The organism is Streptomyces spirodelae, assembly GCF_017676385.1.
Lineage (GTDB): Bacteria > Actinomycetota > Actinomycetes > Streptomycetales > Streptomycetaceae > Streptomyces > Streptomyces spirodelae.
Genome location: NZ_JAFFZN010000021.1, coordinates 30,152 through 56,310, shown reverse-complemented (window position 1 = coordinate 56,310; position 26,159 = coordinate 30,152). Strand labels below are relative to the sequence as shown.

The window sequence follows — 26,159 nt, the reverse complement described above, 5'->3', positions numbered from 1 at the left end:
AACGAGGGGAGCGTGCCTCGGTGGCCGAGCACCGGTACCAGTCCTGGATGCGGTACTTCACCCCGGGCCCCGTGCACCACAGGCTCGGCCTGGTCTGTCTCGGCGTCGGCATGCAGCACGGCGCGCTGCCCCCGGTCGGCCCGCGCGTCCTCGACCACCACGTCGCCGTCGTCGTCAGCGCCGGCCGCGGCTGGTACACCGACCCCGAAGGCCGCCGTCGCGCTGTGGTGGCCCCCGCGCTGCTGTGGCTCGTCCCGGGGGTCAGGCACCACTTCGGCGCCGACGCCGAGGAGGGCTGGGACGAGAGCTTCGTCGACTTCACCGGCTCCGCCGTGACCGCCTACACCGAGCTGGGCTGCATCCAGCCGGACCGGCCCCTGGTCCCTCTCACCGACGCCGGCCCGGCCCGCACGGCCATCGCCCGGGTCGCTCGCGCGGCCCGCCCCGGCAACCCGCTGCTGGAGGTGGAGGCGGCGGCCGCCGTCCACGAACTCCTCGTCGCGCTGCGCCGGGCCCGCGCCGACACCACGGCCGACGGCGCCCCGGTACTGGAGGCCCTCGCCCGCGACGCCTTCCTCCCGCTCTCGGTCGCCGACCACGCGGCGCGGCACGGAATGACCCCGGCCGAGCTGCGCGCCGCCGTACGCCGCAGCGCGGGGTGCAGCCCCAAGGACTATCTGCTGGGCATCCGGCTGGGCCGCGCCAAGGAACTGCTGGCCGGCACAGATCTGCCCGTCTCGACCGTGGCCCGGCGCGTCGGCTACGACGACCCGGCCTACTTCTCCCGCCTCTTCACCCGCCGGGTGGGCACCCCGCCCGTGCACTTCCGCGCCACCCAGTCCCGCAAGGTCCCCGGCGGCTACGCCGGCCGCGTCCCCGACCCGGACCACCCGCCGACCATCCCATGCAGCCGCCTCAGCGGATAAGGTCGGGCGATGACCAGCAGCGACATCCAGCAGCCCGACGAGTCCGTACGCGCGGAGCTGACCGCGCTGCGCGACAGCATCGACAACATCGATGCGGCTGTGGTGCACATGCTCGCCGAGCGCTTCAAGTGCACCCAGCGCGTCGGCCGTCTCAAGGCCGACCACGACCTGCCCCCGGCCGACCCGGACCGCGAGGCCCGGCAGATCGCCCGCCTGCGCGAACTCGCCCAGGACGCCAAACTGGACCCGGCCTTCGCCGAGAAGCTGCTGAACTTCATCATCGCGGAGGTCATCCGCCACCACGAGCAGATCGCCGGCGCGGCCGGGAAGTGACGCCACCGGCCCGGGCCGCCGAACGGCCCGGGCCGGTCATCCGCGTGGCGTGCTCATCCGCAGGGCGTGCTCATCCGCGGAGCTTACGCATCCACGCAGCCCGCTCATCCGCCGAGCGGACTCAGGAGTCCTCCTCGCCCAGCCGGTGCACCCGCACCAGGTTGGTCGAGCCGGGGACGCCGGGCGGCGAGCCGGCGGTGATGATGACCAGGTCACCCCGCTCGCAGCGGCCAAGCTTCAGCAGCATCTCGTCCACCTGGTCCACCATCTCGTCCGTGGTCTGCACCATCGGGCCGAGGAAGGTCTCCACGCCCCAGGTGAGGTTGAGCTGCGAGCGGGTCGCCGGGTCCGGGGTGAAGGCCAGCACGGGGATGGGGGAGCGGTAGCGGGACAGCCGGCGGACCGTGTCGCCGGACTGGGTGAAGGCCACCAGGTACTTGGCGCCCAGGAAGTCCCCCATCTCGGCGGCGGCGCGGGCCACCGCACCGCCCTGGGTACGCGGCTTGCTGCTCTGCGTCAGCGGCGGCAGGCCCTTGGCGAGCACGTCCTCCTCGGCGGCCTCCACGATCCGGCTCATCGTGCGCACCGTCTCGATCGGGTACTTGCCCACGCTGGTCTCGCCGGAGAGCATCACCGCGTCCGTGCCGTCCATCACCGCGTTGGCGACGTCGGACGCCTCGGCCCGGGTGGGGCGGGAGGCGTCGATCATCGAGTCCAGCATCTGAGTGGCCACGATCACCGGCTTGGCGTTGCGCCGGCACAGCTTGATGGCCCGCTTCTGCACCAGCGGCACCTGCTCCAGCGGCATCTCCACGCCCAGGTCGCCGCGGGCGACCATGACGCCGTCGAAGGCGTCCACGATCGACTCCAGGTTCGCCACCGCCTGCGGCTTCTCCAGCTTGGCGAGGACGGGCAGATAGCGGCCCTCCTCCGCCATGACGCGGTGGACCTCCTTGATGTCGTGCCCGCTGCGCACGAACGACAGCGCGATCATGTCCGCGCCCATGCGCAGCGCCCACCGCAGGTCCTCGACGTCCTTCTCGGACAGCGCGGGCACCGACACGGCGACGCCCGGCAGGTTGAGGCCCTTGTGGTCGGAGACCATGCCGCCCTCGATGACCATCGTGTGCACCACGGAGCCCTCGACGCGGGTGACTTCCAGGGTGACCCGTCCGTCGTCCACCAGGATGCGCTCGCCCGCGGTCACGTCGGCGGCGAGGCCCGGGTAGGTGGTGCCGCACATCGCGCGGTCACCCTCCCGGTCCTCCACGGTGATCGCGAACTCGTCGCCCCGTTCAAGGAGTACAGGCCCCTCCCGGAAACGGCCCAGCCGGATCTTCGGGCCTTGAAGGTCCGCGAGCACCCCCACGCTGCGCTTCGTCTCCTCCGAGGCGGCGCGCACCCGGTGGTAGCGCTCCTTGTGCTCGGCGTGCGTGCCATGGCTCATGTTGAACCGGGCGACATCCATTCCGGCCTCCACGAGCGTCTTGATCTGCTCGTACGAGTCGGTGGACGGGCCCAGGGTGCTGACGATTTTTGCTCGGCGCATGGCCTGAGCCTAAGACTTACCGGCGCGTAAAGAACCGCTGCCGGACAATTGTCCAACCGGCCTTTACCGAAAAGCCATTCAATCCCGAGGACAACTAATAAAGTGGGCAGCGATTTGCTCGGATGAGCGCACCCCGGGGCTGTTCCGTCTCGCCGAATGAGACGGAACAGCGCGACGCCCTCGCGTCCTCCTTGCGGATCAGTCCAGCTGCGGCGGACTCATCACGAATCGCGCATTCACCTGAGCGGACACCGTCTGCGACTGCGGCTCCAGATCCAGCTCCGGAGGCGGCCCGGCCGCCCTGCCGTACCTCACACCTCCGGGCGCTGCCGGATACGGCGGTGGCGGGGTGCTGACCTCGGCGCCCAGATCCGCCAGCTCCACCAGCGCCACCAGGCGGGCCCCCAGCGCCTCCACGTACTCCCGGGCGCGCGTCACCGCCTCCCGCACCGCCTGCTGCCGCGCCGTACGGTGCGCCTCCGAGTTCCGCCACAGCCCCCACCACGGACCCCGCACCTCGGTCAGCTCCAGATCGGCGAGCCGCGTGGTCAATTCGCCCAGCACCGTGAAATCCGTGACCGTCGCATTCAGCCGCACCCGCCCGTCATAAGCGTGCACCCGCTCCCGCTTACCGTCCCGCATCCGGGGCTGCACACTGAACGTCCCCGTCGAAAGCTTCCGCACGGCATCGCCGTAGCTCTTGACCAACTCCAGCGCACTCGCGTTGCGCTGCGTCAGGTCCTCCAGCGCGGCGCGCCGGTCCGTCCCGCGCGCGGAGACCGAGATCTCGATCCGCGCGTACTCCGGATCGAACTCCAAGGTCGCCTCCCCGCGCACCGCCACCCGCGGCGCGTCAGGCGTGCCGTAGGGCACGGCGCCCGGACCGTCGGGCAGCGGAGGGGAGGACGGCGGCGCTTCATCGGGTATCTGCGTCATACGCCAACTGTGGCAGACCGCCCAGCCGCCGAAGCCCCCGACCGCTGCGCCCCGAGCCCGAAACGGGTGAAGGCCGTACGCCGTGGCAGTGGGTAACACTCCCGTCCCGTCACCGCGTTGAGGATCACCGCGCTGCGGTGCGCTGCCAGTCCCAGATCGGGCGCCCCCACCCCGTGCGTGTGCCGTTCCCCGTTCTGCACGAACACCGCGCCGGCCACCGCCCGATCCAGCACCAGCCGGTACTCCTCGTCCACCACCGGACGCCGCGAGGCGTCCCGCCGCAGATACGGGTCCAGCGCCGTCAGCATCCCGTCCGCCGGGCGCTCGGCGTACCCCGTCGCCAGCACCACCGCATCCGTCGTCAGCACCCCGCGCTCCTGCTGCTCGGCGTGCTCGAGATGCAGCTCCAGGCGTGACCCGCCGCCCCGCCCCGCCGCGCGCACCCGCACCCCGGGAGTGAGCACCACGTCCGGCCACGAGCCGCCGTCGCCCTCCGCCGCGCCGGTGTCCAGCAGCAGCGATCTGCGGTACAGCTCGTCGTGCACCGCCGCCAGCGTCTCGGCGTCCACCGCCTTGTGCAGCTGCCACTGGCGCGGCAGCAGCCCGTCCCGCACCCGCTCCGGCAGGGCGTGGAAGTAGCGGGTGTAGTCCGGAGTGAAGTGCTCCAGCCCCAGCTTGCTGTACTCCATCGGAGCGAACGCGGCGCTGCGCGTCAGCCAGTGCAGCCGCTCGCGCCCCACCGGGCGCCCGCGCAGCAGATCCAGGAACACCTCGGCGCCCGACTGGCCCGAGCCGACCACCGTCACATGTCCCGCGGCCAACAGCTCCTCGCGCCGCTCCAGATACTCCGACGAGTGGTGGACCGGAACCGACGGCGACTCGGCCAGCGGCCGCAGCGCCTGCGGCACATACGGCGCCGTACCGATCCCCAGCACCACATTGCGCGCGTACGACCGGCCCAGCGCCTCCGCCTCACCGTGCGCGTCCAGCTGCGTGAAGTCGACCTCGAACAGCCCCCGTTCGGCGTTCCAGCGCACCGCGTCCACCTGGTGCCCGAAGTGCAGTCCCGGAACGCCCTCGCTCACCCACCGGCAGTAGGCGTCGTACTCGGCCCGCTCGATGTGGAACCGCTCGGCGAAGTAGAACGGGAACAGCCGCTCGCGCTCCCGCAGGAACCGCAGGAACGACCACGGGCTCGCCGGGTCCGCCAGCGTCACCAGATCCGCCAGGAACGGCACCTGCAGCGTCGCCCCCTCGATCAGCAGTCCCGGATGCCACCGGAAGGCGGGCCGCTGCTCGTAGAACGCGCACCGCAGGCCCGGCACTCCGTCCCCGAGCGCCGCCAGCGAGAGGTTGAACGGGCCGATCCCGACACCCACCAGGTCCAGCGGTTCGGCCGCCTCGGCGGCCGCAGCGCGCGTGCCCTCGACATCACTCATGTGCCCGCTCCCTCGCATACCGGTCCCGTTGCCTCTCTCCATGCCTCCGCTCCCGCCGCCTCGGCACGCGCCGTCTGCGCGGCCGTCTGCGCGGCCGTCTGTGCGGCCGTCTGTGCGGCCGCCTCCGAGGCCGCCTCCGCGACGAGCTTGAGCAGAGCGGCCAGGTCGCTGCCCCGCACCGCCGGGTTGAGCAGCGTCACCTTCCACCACAGCCGGCCCTCCAGCGCGGCCCGGCCCAGCACCACCTGCCCGCGCTCCAGCAACAGCCGCCGCACCCGTGCCACCAATGCGTCACCGCCACCCGCCGGGCGGAACACCACCGTGGAGATCGCCGGGCGCGCATACAGCTCGAACCGCTCGTCCCGCGCCACCCGTTCGGCCAGCTCCACCGCCGCCGCACACGTGCGCTCCACCAGCCGGGCCATCCCCGCTCGCCCCAGCGCCCGCAGCGCCACGGCCACCTTCAGCACATCCGGGCGCCGGGTGGTGCGCAGCGACCGCCCCAGCAGATCGGGCAGGCCCGCCTCGATGTCGTCGTCGGCATTGAGATAGTCGGCACGGTGGTCGAGCGCCCGCAGCGCCGAACCCCGAGGGACGGCCAGAAAACCGGCGGCGACCGGCTGCCAGCCCAGCTTGTGCAGATCGAACGTCACGCTGTCCGCGAGCTCAACCCCCGCCAGCCGTCCCCGCAGCGCCGCACTGAACAGCAGCGGACCGCCGTAGGCCGCGTCCACGTGCAGCCGGGCGCCATGACGGTGCGCCACCTCGGCCAGGCGCGGCAACGGATCGACCGCACCGGTGTCCGTCGTCCCCGCGGTCGCCACCACCAGCGGCACGGCCCGCGCCCCCGAACCGTCGGCGCGCGCGGACAGATCATCCAGCGCCGTCTCGAGCGCCGCCGGGTCCAGCACCCCGCGCGGCGTCGGCACCACCAGCGGCGGCTCCACCCCGAGCAGCCACGCCGCACGGTGCACGCTGTGATGCGCGTTGGAGCCGCACACCAGCCGCACCCGGTCACTGCACCCACCGGCCCCGACCCCCTCCCGGGCCAGCAGCACAGCGAGCTGATTGGCCTCCGTACCACCGGCCGTCACCAGCGCGTCCGGCCCCGCGCCCGCCGCGGCCTCCCCGCTTCCCTCGGGCCCGGACTGCGGAAACACCAGCCGCGCCAGCGCGCGGCACACCAGCAGCTCCACCTCCGAAGCGGCGGGTGCCTGGTCCCACGAGTCCAGCGACGGGTTGAGCGCACTGGCCGCCAGATCAGCGGCAGCCGCCACCGCCAGCGGCGGACAGTGCAGATGCGCGGCGCACAGCGGCTCCGCCGGATCAGCCGCTCCCCGCGCCACTGCGCCGACCAGCACATCCAGTGCCTCCGAGGCGCCCACGCCCCGCTCCGGCAGCACCGCGCCGAGCGCCTCCCGCACCCGCTCGGCCACCGCCTCGGGGCCGCCCGGCGGCAGCGGCCCGCCGCGCTCCAGCGCGCCCCGCGACAACGCCCCCACCACCGTGCCCAGCAGCGGACGCAGCGCTGCCGGCCCGGCGGCCCCGCCCGCCAGCAGCCGGCCCGCATCCGGCGCCACCCCCGCGCCCGTTTCCGCGCCCGTTTCCGTGCCTGTTCCGGTGTCCGCCTCCGCGCTCGTTTGCGGCCCAGGGCCAGGCCCCGCCCTCCCCTCCGGGCCTGGGGCGGGCTCCTGCAGACCATCGACGGTGAACGCGGACATGGCGGCTCCCTCGTCACGGCGGCCGGACACAGCGGCGGCCACGGCTGGTTAGGGCGACCTAACTTAGGGGCCGTGCGACCCGCCACCTGACGATCTCCGCGCTACTTCGCCCGAAGGAGGTAGCCGGCCCCGGATCGGGCCGACGGATCTGATAAAAGACCCGTCGGCAGCCCTCCGAAGGCCCCCCCGAGGCCCCCAACGGCCCGCCGGCAGTCCCCTGAGGCCCCCGGCCCCCGGGTCACGCCACCGCCGCGCGTACCCCCAACGCCCGCCGCAGGTCGTCCACCTGGTCCTCCAGCCGCCGTCGCAGCGCCGGCACCGCTTCACCCGAGGCCAGACACTCCTCGCCGTACGTCAGCGTCGCCTCGTCCACGAACACCGCAGGGAACGCGTGCCGGCCCGCAGCATCCGCCAGAGCCGGACCACGGCGCGCCGCCACGGGCAGCACATCGGTGAAATACCGTTCCACGTAGCCGCGCAGCAGCCCAGCCTGCTCCGGCTGCCAGAAGCCCTGCGCCGTCGCGGTGAACAGATAGTTCGACAGGGCGTCCGCAGGACCGAACATCGCTTCCCACGCCGCCTCCTTCGCCGCGGCCTCCGGCAGCGCGGCACGGCAGCGGGCCGCCGCCTCCTCTCCCCGGGCGCTCCGGTCGGCCACCACGGCCTTCTCGATGTCAGCGCCGCTCACCGCGCCCAGCACCGACAGCCGCAGCAGCAGCCGCCACCGCAGCTCCGCGTCCAGCACCGGACCACCCGGCACCTCGCCCACGGCCCGCCACGCCAGCAACTCCTCCGGGTCGGTTGCACAGTCGATGAAATACCGCGCAGCCGTCAGCCGCACCCCCGAACCGCCGGGGGCCGCACCGCGCCCCGCACCAGCCCCCTCGTCACACTCCAGCAGCTCACGGCACACCGCACCCAGCAGCCCCAGCGCCTCCAGCCGCTCCGCACCCGCCAGATACCGGTCGGCAGCGTGCCCCCGCGCGAACGCCAACACCCCCTGCACCACCGCGTTGTCCGTCTCGGACGGCAGATGATCCCGCACCGTACGCACGTACTCCAGCGGCCCCAGCTCACCCTCACGCACCATGTCCCGCGCCGCGTTCCACACCACAGCACGCGACAACTGCCCCGGCAGCCCCGACAGCGCCGAACGCACCGTGCCCCACGAGACCGGATCGAGCCGCACCCTCGCGTACGTCCAGTCCAGATCGTTGACCAGCACAAGATCAGGACGCGGACCGTCCAGCGTCACCGTCAGCCGGCCACCGCCCGGCGGCACATCCCGCTCCAGCCGCTCACGCAGCACCAGCCGCGACTCGTCCGCCGGAGCCCGGTCGTACAGCCCCACCGCCAACCGGTGCGGACGCTCTCCACGGTGCTCCACATCCACGTACCACTGCCGCGCCGCCGACTCGCCCACCCGCGGCACCAGCGCGTCCGCACCCGTGGTCAGCAGCCAGCTCTCCGCCCAGCCGCGCACATCACGCTCCGAGGCCCGCGCCAGCGAGTCCAGGAAGTCGGCAAGCGTCGCGTTGCCGAACCTGTGCCGCGCGAAATGCTCGTTGATCCCCGCCAGGAAACTCTTCTCACCCAGCCACACGACCAACTGCCGCAGCGCCGAAGCACCCTTCGCATACGAGATGCCGTCGAAATTGCCCATCGCAGCCGCCGTGTCCGGCACCGCCTCAGCGGCCGGCGCCACCGGATGCGTCGAGGGCCGATCGTCCGCGTCGTACCCCCAGCTCTTCCGCGCCACCGCGAAGTCCGTCCAGGCGTCCACGAACCGGGTCGCCTCGCTCAGCACCTGATAGCCCATGTACTCCGCGAACGACTCGTTCAGCCAGATGTCGTCCCACCAGCGCAGCGTCACCAGATCCCCGAACCACATGTGCGCCATCTCGTGCGCGATCGTCGTGGCCCGCGACATCCGCTCGGTCTCCGTGACCGCCGAACGGTGGATGTACTCGTCCCGGAACGTCACCAGACCCGGATTCTCCATCGCCCCCGCGTTGAACTCCGGCACGAACGCCTGATCGTAGGAGTCGAACGGATACGGCTCGTCGAACAGCTCGTGATAGCGGTCGAAACAGCGCCGCGTCACCTCCAGCAGCTCCGCCGCGTCAGCGTCCAGGAACCGCCCCAGCGACCTGCGCACATGCAGCCCGAACGGCAGCCCCGCGTGCTCCGTACGCACCGAGTGGAACGGGCCCGCCGCCACCGCCATCAGATACGTGCTGATCGGCGGCGTCTCAGCACACACCCACCGGCCGCCGCCCGCACCGGAGCGCGCAGCGACACCGTTGCCCAGCACCGTCCACTCTTCCGGCGCCGTCACCGACACTTGGAAGACCGCCTTCAGATCCGGCTGGTCGAAACAGGCGAACACCAGCGGAGCGTCAGCGACACAGCACTGTGTGTACACATATGTGTTGCCGTCCTCCGGATCGGTGAAGCGGTGCATCCCCTCACCCACCCGCGAGTACGGCATCAGCGCCTCGACCCGCAGCTCGTGCTCCCCGGCCGCCAGCCCGCGCAACGGCAGCCGCCCCTCGTGCAGCGAGCCCGGATCGAGAGCCACCCCGTCCAGCTCGGCCCGCACCAGCCGACTCGGCCGCAGCTCCACGAACGTGTCCACGCCCGCCTCCAGCGCGGCGAACCGCACCACGGTCGTGGACCCGAACACCTCCTCCCCCCGCGTCAGATCAAGATCCACGGCGTACTGCTCGACCCTGAGGGTCCGAGCCCGCCCCTGCGCCTCCGCACGCGTCAACACGACCATGCGCGCCATGGTGCCCCACACGGGTACCGGGCGCACCGTTGTCCGGTTACAGCATCCCGGGGCCTCACCACTTGGGCCCGACGTGCGCGTCCATGAGCGCGACGGAGGCACGGCGGGCGACGGAGATGTTGTGAGCACGGTTGCTCTGCCGAGCGGCCTTCCACTGAACGCCGAGGGCGTCGAGAGTTCGGCAGTAGAGGTTCAGGATGTCCTCGGACTTGTTGGCGAAGAAGTAGCGCGGATACTCGTACCGCTTCCGCTGTCCGCCGACCATGCGGGTCGCCCAGTTGGTGATGCGGCAACCGTCGGAGTGGACGAGGCCGCGGACCAGCTCCCAAGGGTGCACTTCGACGATCTCCTGCTGCCAGGGTGTTAACGCGATACGACGCTGATGCTTCCTGCCGGGACCGTGCTGCGGGAAGAGGCACAGCCAGTGGTTCGAGAAGGCGGTGACATACGTGCAGCCGGGGCGCTGGACGCGGAAGACCTTGTTCTGCGGGCGTACGAGGCGCATAGCTCGCTCACATGCGCCGATGAGCCCCGGCCAGGCATCCGCGCAGGCGATCCGGAGGCTGTGCGTGCGGCCCACCGCGCTGATACAGCCATCGCCCAGGTAGAGGCCCAGCAGGTAGGTGTAGGCGGCGGGATCGGCAGGTGGCTGGGGAAGCGAGGAGCACCGCTCGCAAGGGGCGGTGCTCCGCCGCTGGGCCGGGTGGAGTCTCTGCTGCCATGCGCGGAGACACCACCGGGAGATGCCGGTCTGCTTGCTCACGGAGTTGAGACTGTGGCCCTGCGCGACTAGAGCGAGGGCGCGCCGCCTCGTGTGGAGGTCGTACACGTGAGTAGCATTCGCCGACTTGCACGGCTCGCGTGGCTCAATGCGGCGTCGCTAGCTCATCTGAGCGAAGTTAGTCGATTCCGCTTGTGACCTTGGAATCGAAGGGGAAAGTGCCCCGGGTCGGACTCGAACCGACACTGTATGGGTTTTGAATCCATTGTCTGCTGCCAATTGGACTACCGGGGCCAACGGAATCAAAGGCTTACGCCTACCCGCTGAGTTCTCACTTTACAACAGCTAGGTAGGCTCAAGGTCCACCTGTGCGGAAACGAGGAGCCCAGTGAGCACCGCGGACGTCCCCGAGCCTGTGAGTGACCAGAGTGCCGAGCCCAGCGAGGCGGCGGCGGCCGAGACGAGTGGGAGTGCGCATGTGCCTCCGGCCACGACGCGGGTCGTGATCGCGGAGGACGAGGCGCTGATCCGGATGGACCTCAAGGAGATGCTGGAGGAGGAGGGCTACACCGTCGTCGGCGAGGCCGGCGACGGGCAGCGGGCCGTGGAGCTGGCCCGCGAGCACCGCCCCGACCTGTGCATCCTGGATGTGAAGATGCCGGTGCTGGACGGCATCTCCGCGGCGGAGAAGATCGCAGAGGAGAGCATCGCGCCGGTGCTGATGCTGACGGCCTTCTCCCAGCGGGAGCTGGTCGAGCGGGCCCGGGACGCCGGGGCGATGGCCTACCTGGTGAAGCCGTTCAGCAAGACCGATGTGGTGCCGGCCATCGAGATGGCGGTCTCCCGCTTCACGGAGCTGAAGACGCTGGAGAAGGAGGTCGCCGACCTCGCCCAGCGGCTGGAGACGCGGAAGCTGGTGGACCGGGCCAAGAGCGTGCTGCAGACGCAGTACGGGCTGACCGAGCCGGCCGCGTTCCGGTGGATCCAGAAGACGTCGATGGACCGGCGGCTGTCGATGCAGCAGGTGGCGGAGGCGGTCATCGCCGACGCCGAGGAGCGCAAGAAGCAGCAGTGAGCAGCACGGGGGAGGGGGCGCCCGGAGGTTCCGGGCGCCCCCTCCCGCTGTTGTCGGTGCTCAGTCCTCGCCGAGGTACGCCTTGCGTACCGACTCGTCGTGCATCAGTTCCTCCCCCGTCCCCGACAGGGTGATGCTGCCGGTCTCCATCACATGCCCCTGGTCGGCCAGGGAGAGCGCGGCCTGGGCGTTCTGTTCGACGAGCAGGATGGTGGTGCCCTGTTCCTTGAGCTCGCCGATGGTGGACATGATCTTCTGCATCATGATCGGTGAGAGCCCCATGGAGGGTTCGTCGAGCATGAGCAGCTTGGGGCGGGACATCAGCGCGCGGGCCATGGCGAGCATCTGCTGTTCGCCGCCGGAGAGGGTGCCGGCGGCTTGGCGGCGGCGTTCTCCGAGGATGGGGAACCGTTCGTAGGCGCTGTCGATGTCCTTGGCGACGCCGTCGGTGTCCTTCCGGAGGAAGGCGCCGAGCCGGAGGTTCTCCTCGATGCTGAGCCGGGGGAAGATGCGGCGGCCTTCGGGTGAGTGGGCGAGGCCCATGGAGACGATCTTGTGGGCGCCGACTCCGTTGAGTACCTGCCCTTCGAAGGTGATCTTCCCGGTGACGGGTTTGAGCAGTCCGGACAGGGTGCGCAGGGTGGTGGTCTTTCCGGCGCCGTTGGTGCCGATGAGGGTGACGACTTCGCCTGCGTCGACGGTGAAGGAGATGCCTTTGACGGCTTCGATCTTGCCGTAGGCGACGCGCAGGTCCTCGACTTCGAGCAGGGCCATCAGTCCGTCCTCCCTTCCTGCTGCCCGTCCTGTGGGGCGTGTTGCCCGTCCCGTGGGGTGGCCGCTTCCGCCGCTCGTACCTCGGCCGCCTCCTCCTCGCCTGGTTCGCCTTCGAAGGGGGTGCCGAGGTAGGCGGCGATGACGCGTTCGTCGCGCTGCACGGTCTCGGGGGTGCCTTCGACGAGTTTCTCGCCCTGGACGAGGACGGCGACGCGGTCGCAGAGGTTGAAGATGAACCGCATGTCGTGCTCGATGACGAGTACGGCGGTGCCCTGTTGGCGGATGGCCAGGACGAGTTCGCGGGTGGCGGTGGTCTCGCCGGCCGTCATACCCGCTGTGGGCTCGTCCAGGAGCAGCAGTCCGGGTTCGCTGGCGAGGGCGCGGGCGATCTCCAGTTTGCGCTGTTCGCCGTAGGGGAGGTTGCGCGCCAGGTGTTCGCGTTTGTCCTCGAGTCCGGTGAAGCGCAGCAGTTCCATGGCGCGTTCTTCGGATTCCTGTTCGGCTCTGCGGAAGCGGGGGCCGCGGATGAGGGCGGAGAAGAGGCCCTCGTGGGTGCGGGTGTGCCGGCCGACGAGGACGTTCTCCAGGACGGTCATGTTGGCGAAGAGCCGGATGTTCTGGAAGGTGCGGGCTATGCCTGCCTGGGTGACCAGGTGGGAGCGGTGGGGCAGGACGGTGCCCCTGTAGCGCACTGTTCCTTCGGTGGGGATGTAGAGGCCGGTGAGGCAGTTGAAGAAGGTGGTCTTGCCGGCGCCGTTGGGTCCGATGAGGCCGACGATTTCTCCGGCGCGCACGTCGAGGTTCACGTCGCGTACGGCGGTGAGGCCGCCGAACCGCATGGTGACTCCGGAGGCGTCGAGTACGACGTCGCCCAGGGCGGGTCCGGATCCGGGCGCGGGCGCGTCGGCTGGTGTGGTGGTCGTCATCTCGTCTCACGCCTCCGTCTTGCCGAGGCCGGGGGCCGCTGCTGTGGGGGTGTCGAGTTGTCCCGTCTCGTGGAACTCGAGCTGTTTGCGGCGGTCGGCGATGAGGCCCTCGGGCCTGAAGCGCATCAGCAGGATGAGCGCGATACCGAAGAGCAGCAGCTGGTAGTCGGCCATGAACTGGAGCTTGGCCGGGATGAGGTAGAGCAGTGCGGCGCCGATGAGGGGTCCGCTGACGGTGCCCATGCCGCCGAGGATGACGGCGATGAGCAGGAACGCGGAGTTGGGTGGCGCGGTGTGGACGAACTTGTACGACTCGGGGGTGACGGAGAACTCGACGTGGGCGAGGACGGTGCCGGCCATTCCGGCGAGGGTGGCGCCGAGAGCGAAGGCCATCAGCTTGAGCCGGAAGGCGTTGACGCCCATGGCGCGTGCCGCGGTCTCGTCCTCGCGGATGGCGATCCAGGCGCGGCCGATGCGGGAGTTGTCGGATCGCCGGAAGACGGTGACGACGATGGCGGTGAAGACCAGCATCAGCAGGTAGTAGTTGGCGAAGCGGCCGAGTTCGAAGCCGAGGACGGTGTGGGTCTGTCCGAGGTCGAAGCCGAGGATCTTCAGGTCGGGGATGTTGGGGATGCCGTTGGGGCCGTTGGTGACGTTGGGCCCTGAGTCGCCGTCGAGGTTCTGGACGGAGATCCGGAAGATCTCCCCGAAGCCGAGTGTGACGATGGCGAGGTAGTCGCCGTGCAGCCGCAGCGAGGGGAAGCCGATGACCAGGCCGAAGACGAGGGCGACGGCGGCGCCGATGAGCACGGCGGCCCAGAAGGGGACGTGCAGACCGATCGAGGAGGTCTCGGCGCCGGAGACGAGTGCCGCGGTGTAGGCGCCGACGCCGAGGAACGCGACGTATCCGAGGTCGAGGATGCCGGCGAGGCCGACGACCATGTTGAGGCCGAGCGCGACGGTGGCGAAGATCAGCACGCTGACCGCGATATTGGTGTATGCCTCGTTGCTCTGGGTGATCGGGAAGAGCAGGGCCGCGACGAAGGCGGCGGCGAGGGTGGTGTTGCGGTTGCGGCCTGCGAGTACGGACAGCCGCCGGGTCAGTCCTGCCCTGCCGAGTGCGGGGAAGGCGAAGGCGGCCAGCAGCAGGAAGCCGATGAAGGGGGGCCCGTCCTCGGCTTCGATGCCGTAGGCGAAGACGTACAGTCCGGTGGCGCAGGCGGCGCAGATCACCAGGATCTCGGCCCAGCCGGGCAGCGGTGCAGCGGTGCCGGGCGCGGGCGCGTCGAGCGCGTGGCGGAGCCGCTTCCAGGGGGCCGGCCGCTGTGGGCCGGCTTCGGGCCCGGGCGGCAGGTCGGTGGGGAGGGCGAGGGCGCCGACGACGGCCAGCAGGGTACCGGCGACGCCGATCCACATGCCGGGTTCGAAGTTGACGAGGCCGCCGAGGTCGACGGCGATGGCTCCGGCGGTGTACCAGGTCGCGGCGAGGTTGCCGACGGCCAGCAGCAGCAGTGCGCTGTGTTTGCCGCCGGGGGTGAGCCAGCGCAGTCCGGGGACGCCTGCGGTGGCCAGCAGCACGGCCGCGGTGAGTACGGCGCCGGCGAGGGTGATGAGCTGCAGTCCGGCCGGGTACATGGCGATGGTCAGATCGCCGGGGAAGGCGGAGGTCCAGGTCCAGGGGAGCATGGTGCTCGCGAACGCGACGACGGCTCCGGCTGCGGTGAGGATGCGGCCGAGTCCGCGGCTGGTCAGCGGGTCGGAGCCGAGCGGGAGGAGCGGTGGGCCTCCGGCGGCGTGGTGCGCCGGGTCGGTGGTGGTCCCGTCGTTGTCCCGGGTTGCGGTGGTGTGCTGAGTCGTCATGGGTATCACGCCCGATCCGCGAGGCGTTCGCCGAGGATTCCTTGGGGCCGTACGAGGAGGACGAGGATGAGCAGGATGAACGCCCATACGTCCTTCCAGGAGCCGCCGCCGAACTGTTCGAGCCCTGGGATGTCGCCGATGTAGGCGGTGGCCATGGCTTCGGCGACGCCGAGGACGAGGCCGCCGACCATGGCGCCGTAGATGTTGCCGATGCCGCCGAGCACGGCGGCGGTGAACGCCTTGAGCCCGGCGATGAAACCCATCCGGAAGTTGACCTCGCCGGTCTTGAAGCCCTGGGCGATGGCGGCGATCGCGGCGAACGCGGCACCGATGGCGAAGGCCATCACGATGATGCGGTCGGTGTTGACGCCCATCAGCTTGGCGGTGTCGGGGTCCTGCGAGGTGGCCTGCATGGCGCGTCCGGTGCGGGTCTTGGCGACGAACAGGCCCAGTGCGAGCATGCACACGGGCGCGGAGACGAAGATGAACAGGTCTTCGCGGGAGAGGGTGACGAAGCCGAGGTCGAAGTCGCTGCCGCCGATCTGCGGGAAGGGCCGGGCCTTCTTGGCGTCGGGGTAGAAGGCCCATACCGCCTGCTGGAGAGCGAGGGACAGCCCGATGGCGGTGATCAGCGGGGAGAGCCTGGGGCCGCCGCGCAGTGGCCGGTAGGCGAAGCGTTCGGCTCCGATGGCGACCAGGACGGCGCATACGACGCCGAGCAGGATCATCAGGGGGAGTGCGACGGCCAGCCCTGTGCCGTCGGGCAGCCACAGGTAGGCGGTCAGCGCGCCGAAGCCGCCGATCATGAATATCTCGCCGTGGGCGAAGTTGATGAGCTGGACGATGCCGTAGACCATCGTGTACCCGATCGCGATGAGGCCGTACAACGCGCCGAGTGCGAGTCCGTTCGCCAGCTGATCCGGCAGATCTTGCACCGGGACTCCTTGGGTGTGTCAGATACGGCTGCGCGGGGGCGCGCTCGGCGCCCCCGCGCGGCTGTGAGGTTCGGGTTGGGGCGAGCGGTGCGGATCAGCCTTCGTCGAAGGTGCCGGTCTGCACGGGCTTGTGCTTGCCGCCCTTGACCTCGTAGACGGAGAGCTGCTTGTTGGTGGTGTCGCCGTACTTGTCGAAGGCGACGTCACCGGTGACGCCCTTGAACGCGACGTCCTGCATGGCCTTGGTGACCTGCTCGCGGGTGTCGTCGATGTCGCCGGGCAGCTTGCCGTCGTTCTTCTCCACCACGGCCTTGACCGCCTGGATGATCGCCCAGGTGCTGTCGTAGGAGTAGCCGCCGTAGGCTTCGTAGGGGAGTTTGTAGCCGGCCGCCTGGTAGTTCTTCATGAACGTCTTGGCGGTGTCCAGGGTCTCCAGGGGCGCGCCGACGGAGGTGGCCAGGTCGCCCTCGACGTTCTTCTTGCCGAGCTTGATGTACTCCTCGCTGTAGAGCGCGTCACCGCCCACGACCGGGGCCTTGGAGCCGGCCTTGGTGATCTGCGCGCTGAGCGGGGCGCCGGCCGGGTACTCGCCGCCGTAGTAGACGAAGTCGGCCTTGGACTTGGCAACCTTGGTGCCGACGGCGGAGAAGTCGCGGTCGTCGGGGTTGATGTGGTCGGTGCCGACGACCTTGCCGCCGAGCTTCTTGAACTCGTCGGTGAAGGTGCCGGCCAGCCCCGCGCCGTAGGTCTTCTTGTCGTCGATGATGTACGCCTTCTTCAGCTTCCGCTTGTTGTACAGGTACTGCGCCGCGTACGGGCCCTGTACGGCGTCGGTGGTGGAGGTGCGGAAGTAGGTGTCGAACAGCCGCTTCTTCTCGCCCTTCTGCCAGTGGGGGCCCTGGCTGAGCTCGGGGGCCGTGTTGGCGGGGGAGACCTGCACCAGGTTGGCGTTGCCGAAGACTTTCTGCATCGACTGGCCGACGTGCGAGTTGAGGGGGCCGACCACGCCGACGACCTTGTCGTTGCCCACCAGCTTGGTGGCGTTCTGCTGGCCGGTGCCTGCCTGCGCCTGGTCGTCCAGCGTCTCCAGCTTGAAGGTGACGCCCTTGACCTCGTTGTTCTTGTTGGCCGTCTTGATGGCGAGGTCGCTGGAGTTCTTGATGCCCTGGCCCAGCGCCGACAGGTCGCCGGTGAGCGGGGCGTCGACGCCGATGACGACAGTGGTCTTCTCTCCGCTGTCGCCGCCGCTCTTGTCGTCGCGCGAGCCGCACGCTGACAGGGTGAGGGCTCCCACCGTGACGGTGGTGGTGAGTATGAGCAAGGAACGGTGACGCACGATCAGTCCTTTCCCCAAGGCGCGGCCCCCATGGAGTGAGTGGCCGTATCGCGCGCCGGGCCGTACGTGTAGTACAGATCGGAGCTCGTCGTGCGCGCCCGGCGGCGCGGTGACTGGCGGTGACTCTATGGCGCTGCTGGTGCAGTCGGGCAGAGGTCGGATCGAGGATGTGACTCTCTTGTTATGACCGTCACGGAACCGGCAGACCGGAGGCCGGTGATCCTCAACGTGCCCGGTATGACGGCGAGATGGCGGACGCATTTCCCGCCCGGAAGCAGCAGTTGGCTCAGCGGGTCGCCGGCCGGGACCACGCAGCGGGTCCGCATACCGTACGGAAGACACGGGTGAGGGCCCGGGCGTAGCGGTCCCCGGGGAGGAAGCTGAGATCTTGCGACGCGCGCGCGTTACGCAACGTGACGCCCAGGAAAGGCAGTCGGGCCCGTACCGGCAGCGTGCGGCAGGAGGTGACCCGCGCCGTCACCCACACCGGCCCGGCCCGACCTGGCCGCACCGTCACCGGCTGGACGAAAGTGATCCGGGTGCTGTGCAAGGGGTAGGGCACCTTGTGCCGCGCCGCCGGAGCCGGCGGGTTGGCAGCACCGAGACCACCGCACAGGCGAGGAGGGCACAGCAGACGAGGGCGACGATCAGCCGCCGGGCACGCCGCGGCAGCGCCTCCCACCGCTCGAAGAGCCGGGGCCGCTCAGGACCGCTGCTGAGAATGTCCCCCATAGGGGGACGTTGGCGCCACCGGGTGCCCCGCGCACGCGCCGTGCTCTCCCTGGACCCGGCAGCCGGCCTACGCGTCCCGCAGCAGGCAGGTGAGGCGGGCCGTGCACACCCGGCGCCCGCCCTCGTCGGTGATGACGATCTCGTAGCTGGTCATCGTCCGCCCCCGGTGCACCGGCGTGGCGACGCCGGTCACCAGCCCGGAGCGCGGCCCGCGGTGATGAGTGCAGTTGAGGTCCACCCCAACGGCGGCCCTCCCGGGGCCGCCGTGCAGCATGGCGCCCACCGAGCCGAGTGTCTCGGCGAGCACCGCGGAGGCCCCGCCGTGCAGCAGCCCGTACGGCTGGGTGTTGCCCTCGACGGGGAGGGTGCCCACGACCCGCTCGGGCGCCGCCTCCAGGATCTCCAGGCCCATGCGCTCGCCGAGTTTGCCGGCGGAGAAGAGCGAAGGCAGGTCCACGCCCGACCCGGCCCACTGGTCCAGGATCTCCTGGGGGAACTTGGTCGTGGTCTGCTCACCCATGCGCCGCTGCTCCGATCATGCGCTGTTCAACCGCCGGTCCGAGCTTAAGCCCGTACGCGCTTCAGTCGGCCTCCGACGGAGTGAGCCTGATCACGATCGACTTGCTGGCGGGGGTGTTGCTCGTGTCCGCTGTCGCGTCGAGCGGCACCAGGACGTTGGTCTCCGGGTAGTACGCGGCGGCGCATCCGCGCGCCGTGGGGTAGTGGACGACGCGGAAGCCGCGCGCCACCCGCTCCCGGCCGTCGCTCCACTCGCTGGTGAGGTCGGCGAAGGAGCCGTCGGCGAGCCCGTGTGCCGTCGCGTCCTCGGGGTGGACGAGCACCACACGGCGGCCGTTCTTGATGCCCCGGTAGCGGTCGTCGAGCCCGTAGACGGTGGTGTTGTACTGGTCGTGCGAGCGCAGCGTCTGCAGCAGCAGCCGCCCTTCGGGCACGCGGGGGTACTCCACGGGCGCTGCGGTGAAGTTCGCCTTTCCGGTCCCGGTGGGGAAGCGCCGCTCGTCGCGGGGCGCGTGCGGCAGCGCGAATCCCCCGGGGCGCGCCACCTTGGCGTTGAAGTCCTTGAAGCCCGGCACCACGCGTGCGATCCGGTCACGGATCAGCCCGTAGTCGCCCTCGAACTCCTCCCAGGGGGTGGTGGAGGAGTCGCCCAGCACGGCGCGTGCCAGCCGCGCGACGATGGCGGGCTCGGACAGCAGCTGACCGCTGGCGGGGGCGAGCCGTCCCCGCGAGGCGTGCACCATGCCCATGGAGTCCTCGACGGTGACGAACTGGTCGCCGCCCCGCTGGGTGTCCCGCTCGGTGCGGCCCAGCGTCGGCAGGATCAGCGCACGCGCGCCCGTCACACAGTGCGAGCGGTTGAGCTTGGTGGACACGTGCACGGTCAGCCGTGCACGGCGCATCGCCGCCTCGGTCACCTCGGTGTCGGGCGAGGCGGCCACGAAGTTGCCGCCCATCGCGAAGAACACCTTCGCCTGCCCGTCGCGCATCGCGCGGATGGCCCGTACGACGTCGTAGCCGTGCTCGCGCGGCGGGGCGAAGCCGAACTCCCTCTCCAGCGCGTCCAGGAAGGCCGGCGCCGGCCGCTCGAAGATGCCCATGGTGCGGTCGCCCTGCACATTGCTGTGGCCGCGCACCGGGCACACCCCGGCGCCGGGGCGGCCGATGTCGCCCCGCAGCAGCAGGAAGTTGACCACCTCGCGGATGGTGGGCACCGCGTGCTTGTGCTGGGTGAGGCCCATCGCCCAGCACACCACGGTGCGGCGGGAGGCCAGCACCATTTCCAGGGCGCGCTCGATCTGGTCGCGCTCCAGCCCGGTGGCGGCCAGTGCGGCGTCCCAGTCGGTGGTGCGGGCGGCCTTCGCGAACTCCTCGAAGCCGTATGTGTACCGACCGACGAACTCCTCGTCGACGGCGCCGTCCCGCTCCAGGATCATCCGGTTCAGCACCCGGAAGAGCGCCTGGTCGCCGCCGAGCCGGACCTGCAGGAACAGATCGGTCAGCGGGGTGCCGCCGGCGGCCAGCCCTCTGGGGGTCTGCGGGTTCTTGAACCGCTCCATCCCGGCCTCGGGCAGCGGGTTGACGGTGATGATCCTGGCGCCGCCCGCCTTGGCCTTCTCCAGCGCGGAGAGCATCCGCGGGTGGTTGGTGCCCGGGTTCTGGCCGGCGACGATGATCAGTTCGGCCTGGTACAGGTCCTCCAGCAGCACGCTGCCCTTGCCGACGCCGACGGTCTCGGTCAGTGCGGAGCCCGACGACTCGTGGCACATGTTGGAGCAGTCCGGCAGGTTGTTGGTCCCGAACTCGCGGGCGAAGAGCTGGTAGAGGAAGGCGGCCTCGTTGCTGGTGCGGCCCGAGGTGTAGAACACCGCCTCGTCGGGCGAGGCGAGCGCGTTGAGCTCCTCGGCGATCAGCGCGAAGGCGTCGTCCCAGCCGATCGGCTCGTACCGCTCCCCACCCTCGGGCAGATACATCGGCTCGGTCAGCCGCCCCTGCTGGCCCAGCCAGTACCCGGACCGCCCGGCGAGGTCGGCCACGGGGTGCGCGGTGAAGAAGTCGCGGGTGACCCGGCGCGTGGTGGCCTCCTCGGCGACGGCCTTCGCGCCGTTCTCGCAGAACTCCGCCGCGTGCCGTTTGTCACCCTCCGGCCACGCGCAGCCCGGACAGTCGAAGCCGTCCTTCTGGTTGACACGCAGCAGCGTCAGCGCGGTCCGCTTGACCCCCATCTGCTGCCGCGCCATCCGCAGCGAGTGCGCGACGGCGGGCAGCCCGGCCGCGGCATGCTTCGGCGGTTCCACCTGGGGCGCGTCCTGAACCGGGTCACTGGAGGGAGCCTTGCGCGTCATAACCCCTGATGGTGCCACCTGTGCCGCTGCGCGGGCAGGGGGCGGCGCCCACCGGTCGCCGGCCGAATCGTGCCCAGGCCGCGACGCTCCGTATCCGGCATGGTGCCGCGCCGCACCGTTGTCAGTGCCGCATGCGAGGATCGGCACCGTGGCTAAGAAGGCAGCACCGAAGACGGCACCCAAGGCAACCCCGCAGGACAAGGGCGGCGAGGAGCAGCCCCGCCTGATGCTCATGGACGGGCACTCCCTCGCGTACCGCGCGTTCTACGCGCTGCCCGCGGAGAACTTCAACACCACCACGGGGCAGCCCACCAACGCGATCTACGGCTTCACGTCGATGCTGGCGAACACCCTGCGTGATGAGGCCCCCACCCACTTCGCCGTCGCCTTCGACGTCTCCCGCAAGACCTGGCGCTCGGAGCAGTTCACGGAGTACAAGGCGAACAGATCCAAGAGCCCGGACGAGTTCAAGGGCCAGGTGGAGCTGATCGGCGAGCTGCTCGACGCCATGCGCGTGCGCCGCTACGCGGTCGACGGCTACGAGGCGGACGACGTCATCGCCACGCTCGCCACCCAGGCGGAGGCCGAGGGCTTCAAGGTCTCCATCGTCACCGGTGACCGGGACACCTTCCAGCTCGTCAGCGACGACGTCACGGTGCTGTACCCGACCAAAGGCGTCTCGGAGCTCACCCGCTTCACCCCGGAGAAGGTGCGGGAGAAGTACGGCCTCTCCCCGGAGCAGTATCCGGACTTCGCCGCGCTGCGCGGCGACCCCTCGGACAACCTGCCGGGCATCCCCGGCGTCGGGGAGAAGACGGCGACCAAGTGGATCAACCAGTTCGGCTCCCTCGCCGAGCTGGCCGAGCGGGTGGACGAGGTCAAGGGCAAAGCGGGCGACAACCTGCGAGCGCATCTGGAGTCGGTGCTGCTCAACCGCCGGCTGACCGAGCTGGTCCGCGACGTGGCGCTGCCCGACCGCCCCGAGGACCTGATCCGCGCCCCCTACGACCGTGACGCGCTCGCCGTCGTCCTGGACACCCTGGAGTTCCGCCACCAGAACTTCCGCGACCGCCTCTTCGGCGTCGACCCGGGCGCGGCGGCGCAGGCCGAGGAGCCGCCCGAGGGGGACGGCATCGAGCTGGACGGCACGGTCGCCGGGCCCGGTCAGCTCGCCCCCTGGCTGGAGCAGCACGGCGCCGCGACGCTCGGCGTGGCCACCGTGGACGTCTGGAAGCAGGGCAGCGGCAGCGTCAGCGAGATCGCGCTGGCCACCGGCACGGGCCCGGCCGTCAGGTTCGACCCGGCCGAGCTGACCGAGGGCGACGAGCGCGCTTTCGCCGCCTGGCTCGCCGACTCCGGCCGCCGCAAGGTGATGCACGACGCCAAGGCGCTGATGCGGGTCTTCGCCGAGCACGGCTGGCAGGTGGACGGCGTATGGATGGACACCGCGCTCGCCGCCTATCTGGACAAGCCGGGCCGCCGCTCCTTCGCCATGGACGCGCTGTCCGTCGAGTATCTGGGCCGCGAGCTGGGTCCCACGGCCGAGGCCGACGGACAGCTCGCGCTCGGGGTGGACGAACAGGCCGAGGCCCAGGCCCTGATGATCAAGGCGCGCACCATCCTCGACCTGGGCGGCGCCTTCGAGCAGCGCCTGGAGCAGGTGGGCGCCGCCGATCTGCTGCGCGAGCTGGAACTGCCCACCTCCGAGGTGCTGGCCCGGATGGAGCGCGCGGGCATCTGCGCGGACCGCGAGTGGCTCACCGGCCTTGAGCAGCAGTTCGCCGACGCGGTGCAGCAGGCCGTCGCCGAGGCACACGCCTCGGTGGGCCACGAGTTCAACCTGGGTTCGCCCAAGCAGCTCCAGGAGGTGCTCTTCGGCGAGCTGGGTCTGCCCAAGACGAAGAAGACCAAGACGGGATACACGACGGACGCGGACGCACTGGCCTGGCTGGCGGCACAGACCGAGCACGAGCTGCCGGTGATCATGCTGCGCTACCGCGAGCAGCAGAAGCTGCGCACCACGGTCGAGGGCCTGATCAAGACCATCGCACCCGATGGCCGTATCCACACCACCTTCAACCAGACGGTGGCCGCCACCGGCCGGCTCTCCTCCACGGACCCGAACCTGCAGAACATCCCGGTCCGCACGGACGAGGGCCGCGCCATCCGCCGGGGCTTCCGCGTCGGCGAGGGCTTCGAGTCGCTGATGACGGCCGACTACAGCCAGATCGAGCTGCGGGTGATGGCGCACCTGTCCGAGGACGAGGGCCTGATCGAGGCGTTCACCTCGGGCGAGGACCTGCACGACACGGTCGCGGCGCAGGTCTTCGGCGTCGAGAAGAGCGCCGTCGACGCGGAGATGCGCCGCAAGATCAAGGCGATGTCCTACGGGCTGGCGTACGGGCTCTCGGCCTTCGGGCTCTCGCAGCAGCTGGGGATCACCCCGGACGAGGCGCGGAAGCTGATGGACACCTACTTCGAGCGCTTCGGCGGGGTGCGCGACTATCTGCACCGCACCGTGGAGGAGGCCCGCGCCACCGGCTACACCCACACGATCATGGGCCGGCGCCGCTATCTGCCCGATCTGACCAGCGACCACCGGCAGCGCCGTGAGATGGCCGAGCGGATGGCGCTCAACGCGCCGATCCAGGGGACCGCGGCCGACATCGTCAAGGTCGCCATGCTCAAGGTCGACGCGGCGCTGCGCGCCGCCAAGCTGCGCTCCCGGATGCTGCTCCAGGTGCACGACGAGATCGTGCTGGAGGTCGCTCCGGGGGAGCGGGAGCAGGTCGAGAAGCTGGTCCGCTCCGAGATGTCCGCCGCCGTCGGACTGCGGGCACCGCTGGATGTGTCCGTGGGCGTCGGCCTGGACTGGGAGTCGGCGGCGCACTGAGCGCCGCAGCGGTGCGGGGCCGGGGCACCTGGAAGGCCGACCGGGTGCCCCCAGCGGGCGTTCCCGCAAGGGACGTTGGGGAAACAAGGGGCGAACACCGGTAAAACCGGCCACGAAAGCGGGTCAGAAGCCTCCGAAGTGGCCGAGAGCCGCTGACTTGGGGCCTGACTCTGCCGTAAGGTCACGGTGATTGCGTCCGAAGGGGAGAGGACGGGGACTGACCTATGGCGCGAAACCGGGGCAGGCACGCCGCGCAGCGGGCGGCCACCACAGCGGCGGGACACCGGCGCCGCGGCGGGCTTCGCAGCAGCAGATACCGCAGGGGTCTGGGCGGTACCGCGATCGCGGCCGTCGTCATGGCGGCGCTGACCGCCTCCCAGGCGCCCGGTGTGGAACTCGGCGGCGACCACGGCAAGGGCCGCTCGGACGCCGCGAGCGACCCGGCACCCGGTGACGACAGCTATGAGACGGAGCTGCCGCCGCTGGAGTCCCCGCGCCCGCCCGGAACCTCCGAGCCCGGCGGTATCGGCGACAAGTCCGGCATTCCCGCCTCGGTGCTGGCCGCCTACAAGAAGGCCGCCGAGTCGCTTGCCTCCCGCACGCCCGGCTGCGGCCTGCGCTGGGAGTTGCTGGCGGGCATCGGCAAGGTCGAGTCGGGCCACGCCCGCGGCGGCGCCGTCGACCAGGACGGCACGACGCTGCGGCCCATCCTCGGCCCGGTGCTCAACGGCCAGGGCTTCGCCAGCATCAAGGACACCGACGGGGGCAAGTGGGACGGCGACACCGGCTACGACCGGGCGGTCGGCCCGATGCAGTTCATCCCCGGCACCTGGAACCGCTGGGGCGCCGACGGCAGCGGCGACGGCCGCAAGGACCCCAACAACATGCACGACGCGGCACTCGCGGCGGGCGACTACCTGTGCGCGGGTGGCCGTGACCTGTCGTCGGACGCGGACCTGGACCGGGCCATCCTCAGCTACAACAACTCCAGCGACTACCTGCGCACCGTGCTGGCCTGGTACGAGTTCTACCGCAAGGGCACCCACTCGGTGCCGGACCGCGAGCTGTCGGTGCTGCCCACCACGCCCGGCGTGGGCGAGCCCGGCGGCTCGGACAAGAGGGCGCCGGAGCGCGGCGGAAAGGGTCCCGCCAAGGGCGGCGAGGGCCACGACAAGCCGCACAAGCCCAACAAGCCGAGCAAGCCGAGCAAGCCCGGCAACCCGGGCGGCGGCCCTGGCGGGGGCGGCAACCCCGGCGGGCACGACAACCCCGGCCCCAGCCCGGAGCCGACGAAGCCGCACGCCATCGAGCGGGTCGGCGCCGGAGAGTTCACCGCGGTGGCGGGCGAGAAGTTCACGGCGCGCCCCGCGGTCAAGGCCGAGACCTCCAAGGGCAAGGGCGTCAAGGGCGTCAAGGTCCGCTTCGAGATCCGCGGCGACACCGGAGCGAGGTTCGAGGGCGGCGTCAGGACGGTGGACGTCACCACCGGCGCGGACGGCGTCGCCACGGCGCCCACCCTGGGCGCGGGTGGCAAGGCGGGCTCCTTCACCGTGCGCGCGACGGCCCCGGGCAAGGACCTGGGCACCGTGGAGTTCGCCGCCTCGGTCACCGCGCCGCAGGCCGACAAGCTGACCCGCACCAGCGATGTGGTGCTGGAGGCCGCCAAGAACACCAAGTTCGCGCAGGCCGTGGAGGTCAAGGCCACCCGCAAGGGCAAGGCGGTCGCGAACACCACCTTGACGGCGTCCTTCGGCGACGCCGCCACGGTGGGCCCGTACTTCGGCAAGGACGAGCAGGGCAAGCCGATCCGCAGCCTCGCGGGTCTGAAGACGGACTCCAACGGCGTCGTCAAGCTGCCCGACCTCTTCGCCGACGACCAGGTCGATACCTACACGCTGACGCTGACGGCCGAGGGCGGCGCCGTTCTGAAGGTGAAGGTCACCATCAAGGAGTGAGGCCGCGAGCCGCTCAGCCGCGCGTTCCCTTCGCCCCCGGCGCCACCGTGGTGCCGGGGGCGGAGCCGTTCCCGGTGCGCTGTGTGCGGTCCCGGCTGTCCCACCCCTTGACGCGTGGTTCCCCTCACACGCGCGTGTTGCTACGGTACCGACAACTGACGAGGCGTCAGCTCAGCACGGCCGACGCCGGCTCCCACCGGGGTCGGCCACCCACAGAGGGGTGAAGCCAGCGCATGCGTGCCCTCATCGCCGCCGGGATCGGACTGGCCGCCGCGCTCGCGCTCGTCCTCGCGGTCACCGCGATCGGCGCCCCGCCCGGCGAGACCTCGGAGAAGCCGCTGCACACCACGGTCCCCGCGCACCCCTAGCAGCAGGCAGCAGACAGGAGGCAGC

General features: G+C 70.8%; 20 protein-coding genes and 1 tRNA gene. 7 read left to right on the top strand and 14 right to left on the bottom strand.

The features are described from left to right. Positions 1 to 47 precede the first annotated feature (47 nt). Positions 48 to 926, top strand: coding sequence for a helix-turn-helix domain-containing protein (locus tag JW592_RS21725; protein WP_209266954.1), 879 nt, complete (start codon positions 48 to 50; stop codon positions 924 to 926). Positions 927 to 935: 9 nt separating this feature from the next. Then, complete coding sequence (locus JW592_RS21720) at positions 936 to 1,259, top strand: chorismate mutase (RefSeq protein WP_209266871.1); 324 nt, start codon at positions 936 to 938, stop codon at positions 1,257 to 1,259. A 121-nt stretch (positions 1,260 to 1,380) separates the two neighbouring features. On the opposite strand, the gene pyk is transcribed toward JW592_RS21720, so the two are convergent. From pyk to JW592_RS21685, 7 genes are all read right to left on the bottom strand, one after another. Beyond that, positions 1,381 to 2,808 carry a pyruvate kinase gene (pyk, locus tag JW592_RS21715; protein ID WP_209266870.1) on the bottom strand — a complete coding sequence of 476 codons (1,428 nt, stop codon included), beginning with the start codon at positions 2,806 to 2,808 and terminating at the stop codon, positions 1,381 to 1,383. 198 nt (positions 2,809 to 3,006) lie between these two features. Then, the gene (locus JW592_RS21710) at positions 3,007 to 3,744 is read right to left on the bottom strand and encodes an SIMPL domain-containing protein (RefSeq protein WP_209266869.1); all 738 of its coding nucleotides are present in this window, start codon (positions 3,742 to 3,744) and stop codon (positions 3,007 to 3,009) included. Then, complete coding sequence (locus tag JW592_RS21705; protein WP_209266868.1) at positions 3,741 to 5,183, bottom strand: lysine N(6)-hydroxylase/L-ornithine N(5)-oxygenase family protein; 1,443 nt, start codon at positions 5,181 to 5,183, stop codon at positions 3,741 to 3,743. Before JW592_RS21705 ends, JW592_RS21710 begins: the two co-directional genes overlap by 4 nt. Then, a complete protein-coding gene (locus JW592_RS21700; protein WP_209266867.1) occupies positions 5,180 to 6,904 on the bottom strand; it encodes a pyridoxal phosphate-dependent decarboxylase family protein in 1,725 nt (574 codons plus the stop codon). The genes JW592_RS21705 and JW592_RS21700 overlap by 4 nt, the downstream gene beginning before the upstream one ends. 238 nt (positions 6,905 to 7,142) lie before the next feature. Further along, the gene (gene pepN / locus JW592_RS21695; protein WP_209266866.1) at positions 7,143 to 9,686 is read right to left on the bottom strand and encodes an aminopeptidase N; all 2,544 of its coding nucleotides are present in this window, start codon (positions 9,684 to 9,686) and stop codon (positions 7,143 to 7,145) included. A 64-nt stretch (positions 9,687 to 9,750) separates the two neighbouring features. After that, entirely contained in the window at positions 9,751 to 10,524 is a 774-nt protein-coding gene (locus JW592_RS21690; RefSeq protein WP_209266865.1) for a transcriptional regulator, read from the bottom strand. A 111-nt stretch (positions 10,525 to 10,635) separates the two neighbouring features. Next, a tRNA-Leu gene (locus JW592_RS21685) sits at positions 10,636 to 10,710 on the bottom strand. Between the two features lie 94 nt (positions 10,711 to 10,804). Here JW592_RS21685 and JW592_RS21680 point away from each other — a divergent pair. After that, entirely contained in the window at positions 10,805 to 11,491 is a 687-nt protein-coding gene (locus JW592_RS21680) for an ANTAR domain-containing response regulator (protein WP_372446553.1), read from the top strand. Between the two features lie 60 nt (positions 11,492 to 11,551). Here the strand turns inward: JW592_RS21680 and JW592_RS21675 are convergent, their stop codons facing one another. From JW592_RS21675 to JW592_RS21655, 5 genes are all read right to left on the bottom strand, one after another. Next, positions 11,552 to 12,268, bottom strand: a complete 717-nt coding sequence (locus tag JW592_RS21675; protein ID WP_209266952.1) for an ABC transporter ATP-binding protein — start codon at positions 12,266 to 12,268, stop codon at positions 11,552 to 11,554. Next, a complete protein-coding gene (locus JW592_RS21670; protein WP_209266864.1) occupies positions 12,265 to 13,191 on the bottom strand; it encodes an ABC transporter ATP-binding protein in 927 nt (308 codons plus the stop codon). The genes JW592_RS21675 and JW592_RS21670 overlap by 4 nt, the downstream gene beginning before the upstream one ends. A 6-nt stretch (positions 13,192 to 13,197) precedes the next feature. Then, positions 13,198 to 15,051 (bottom strand): branched-chain amino acid ABC transporter permease, encoded by a 1,854-nt coding sequence (locus JW592_RS21665; RefSeq protein ID WP_209266863.1) that lies wholly within the window; start codon positions 15,049 to 15,051, stop codon positions 13,198 to 13,200. Between the two features lie 5 nt (positions 15,052 to 15,056). Beyond that, positions 15,057 to 15,986, bottom strand: a complete 930-nt coding sequence (locus JW592_RS21660) for a branched-chain amino acid ABC transporter permease (RefSeq protein ID WP_209266862.1) — start codon at positions 15,984 to 15,986, stop codon at positions 15,057 to 15,059. Positions 15,987 to 16,080: 94 nt separating this feature from the next. Beyond that, complete coding sequence (locus JW592_RS21655) at positions 16,081 to 17,322, bottom strand: branched-chain amino acid ABC transporter substrate-binding protein (RefSeq protein WP_209266861.1); 1,242 nt, start codon at positions 17,320 to 17,322, stop codon at positions 16,081 to 16,083. A gap of 413 nt (positions 17,323 to 17,735) precedes the next feature. Here JW592_RS21655 and JW592_RS21650 point away from each other — a divergent pair, with 413 nt between their 5' ends. Further along, positions 17,736 to 17,879, top strand: a complete 144-nt coding sequence (locus JW592_RS21650; RefSeq protein ID WP_209266860.1) for a hypothetical protein — start codon at positions 17,736 to 17,738, stop codon at positions 17,877 to 17,879. Between the two features lie 242 nt (positions 17,880 to 18,121). On the opposite strand, the gene JW592_RS21645 is transcribed toward JW592_RS21650, so the two are convergent. Beyond that, a complete protein-coding gene (locus JW592_RS21645) occupies positions 18,122 to 18,574 on the bottom strand; it encodes a PaaI family thioesterase (RefSeq protein WP_209266859.1) in 453 nt (150 codons plus the stop codon). Positions 18,575 to 18,635: 61 nt separating this feature from the next. Next, a complete protein-coding gene (locus JW592_RS21640) occupies positions 18,636 to 20,918 on the bottom strand; it encodes an FdhF/YdeP family oxidoreductase (protein WP_209266858.1) in 2,283 nt (760 codons plus the stop codon). Positions 20,919 to 21,066: 148 nt separating this feature from the next. Here JW592_RS21640 and polA point away from each other — a divergent pair, with 148 nt between their 5' ends. The 3 genes from polA (at position 21,067) to JW592_RS21625 (ending at position 26,134) form a co-directional block, all read left to right on the top strand. Next, positions 21,067 to 23,811 carry a DNA polymerase I gene (polA, locus tag JW592_RS21635; protein ID WP_209266857.1) on the top strand — a complete coding sequence of 915 codons (2,745 nt, stop codon included), beginning with the start codon at positions 21,067 to 21,069 and terminating at the stop codon, positions 23,809 to 23,811. 224 nt (positions 23,812 to 24,035) lie between these two features. After that, on the top strand, positions 24,036 to 25,766 hold the full coding sequence (locus JW592_RS21630) for a lytic transglycosylase domain-containing protein (RefSeq protein WP_209266856.1): 1,731 nt from the start codon (positions 24,036 to 24,038) through the stop codon (positions 25,764 to 25,766). Positions 25,767 to 25,999: 233 nt separating this feature from the next. Next, complete coding sequence (locus JW592_RS21625) at positions 26,000 to 26,134, top strand: SPW_0924 family protein (RefSeq protein WP_209266855.1); 135 nt, start codon at positions 26,000 to 26,002, stop codon at positions 26,132 to 26,134. Positions 26,135 to 26,159: the final 25 nt, after the last annotated feature.

Excerpts from the sequence above, each read along its gene's own strand:
- JW592_RS21640 (WP_209266858.1), bottom strand. The coding sequence starts at position 20,918 with ATGACGCGCAAGGCTCCCTCCAGTGACCCGGTTCAGGACGCGCCCCAG.
- JW592_RS21645 (WP_209266859.1), bottom strand. The coding sequence starts at position 18,574 with ATGGGTGAGCAGACCACGACCAAGTTCCCCCAGGAGATCCTGGACCAG.
- pepN (WP_209266866.1), bottom strand. The coding sequence starts at position 9,686 with ATGGTCGTGTTGACGCGTGCGGAGGCGCAGGGGCGGGCTCGGACCCTC.
- pyk (WP_209266870.1), bottom strand. The coding sequence starts at position 2,808 with ATGCGCCGAGCAAAAATCGTCAGCACCCTGGGCCCGTCCACCGACTCG.
- JW592_RS21670 (WP_209266864.1), bottom strand. The coding sequence starts at position 13,191 with ATGACGACCACCACACCAGCCGACGCGCCCGCGCCCGGATCCGGACCC.
- JW592_RS21725 (WP_209266954.1), top strand. The coding sequence starts at position 48 with ATGCGGTACTTCACCCCGGGCCCCGTGCACCACAGGCTCGGCCTGGTC.
- JW592_RS21665 (WP_209266863.1), bottom strand. The coding sequence starts at position 15,051 with ATGACGACTCAGCACACCACCGCAACCCGGGACAACGACGGGACCACC.
- JW592_RS21710 (WP_209266869.1), bottom strand. The coding sequence starts at position 3,744 with ATGACGCAGATACCCGATGAAGCGCCGCCGTCCTCCCCTCCGCTGCCC.
- JW592_RS21720 (WP_209266871.1), top strand. The coding sequence starts at position 936 with ATGACCAGCAGCGACATCCAGCAGCCCGACGAGTCCGTACGCGCGGAG.
- JW592_RS21625 (WP_209266855.1), top strand. The coding sequence starts at position 26,000 with ATGCGTGCCCTCATCGCCGCCGGGATCGGACTGGCCGCCGCGCTCGCG.
- JW592_RS21705 (WP_209266868.1), bottom strand. The coding sequence starts at position 5,183 with ATGAGTGATGTCGAGGGCACGCGCGCTGCGGCCGCCGAGGCGGCCGAA.
- JW592_RS21700 (WP_209266867.1), bottom strand. The coding sequence starts at position 6,904 with ATGTCCGCGTTCACCGTCGATGGTCTGCAGGAGCCCGCCCCAGGCCCG.
- JW592_RS21630 (WP_209266856.1), top strand. The coding sequence starts at position 24,036 with ATGGCGCGAAACCGGGGCAGGCACGCCGCGCAGCGGGCGGCCACCACA.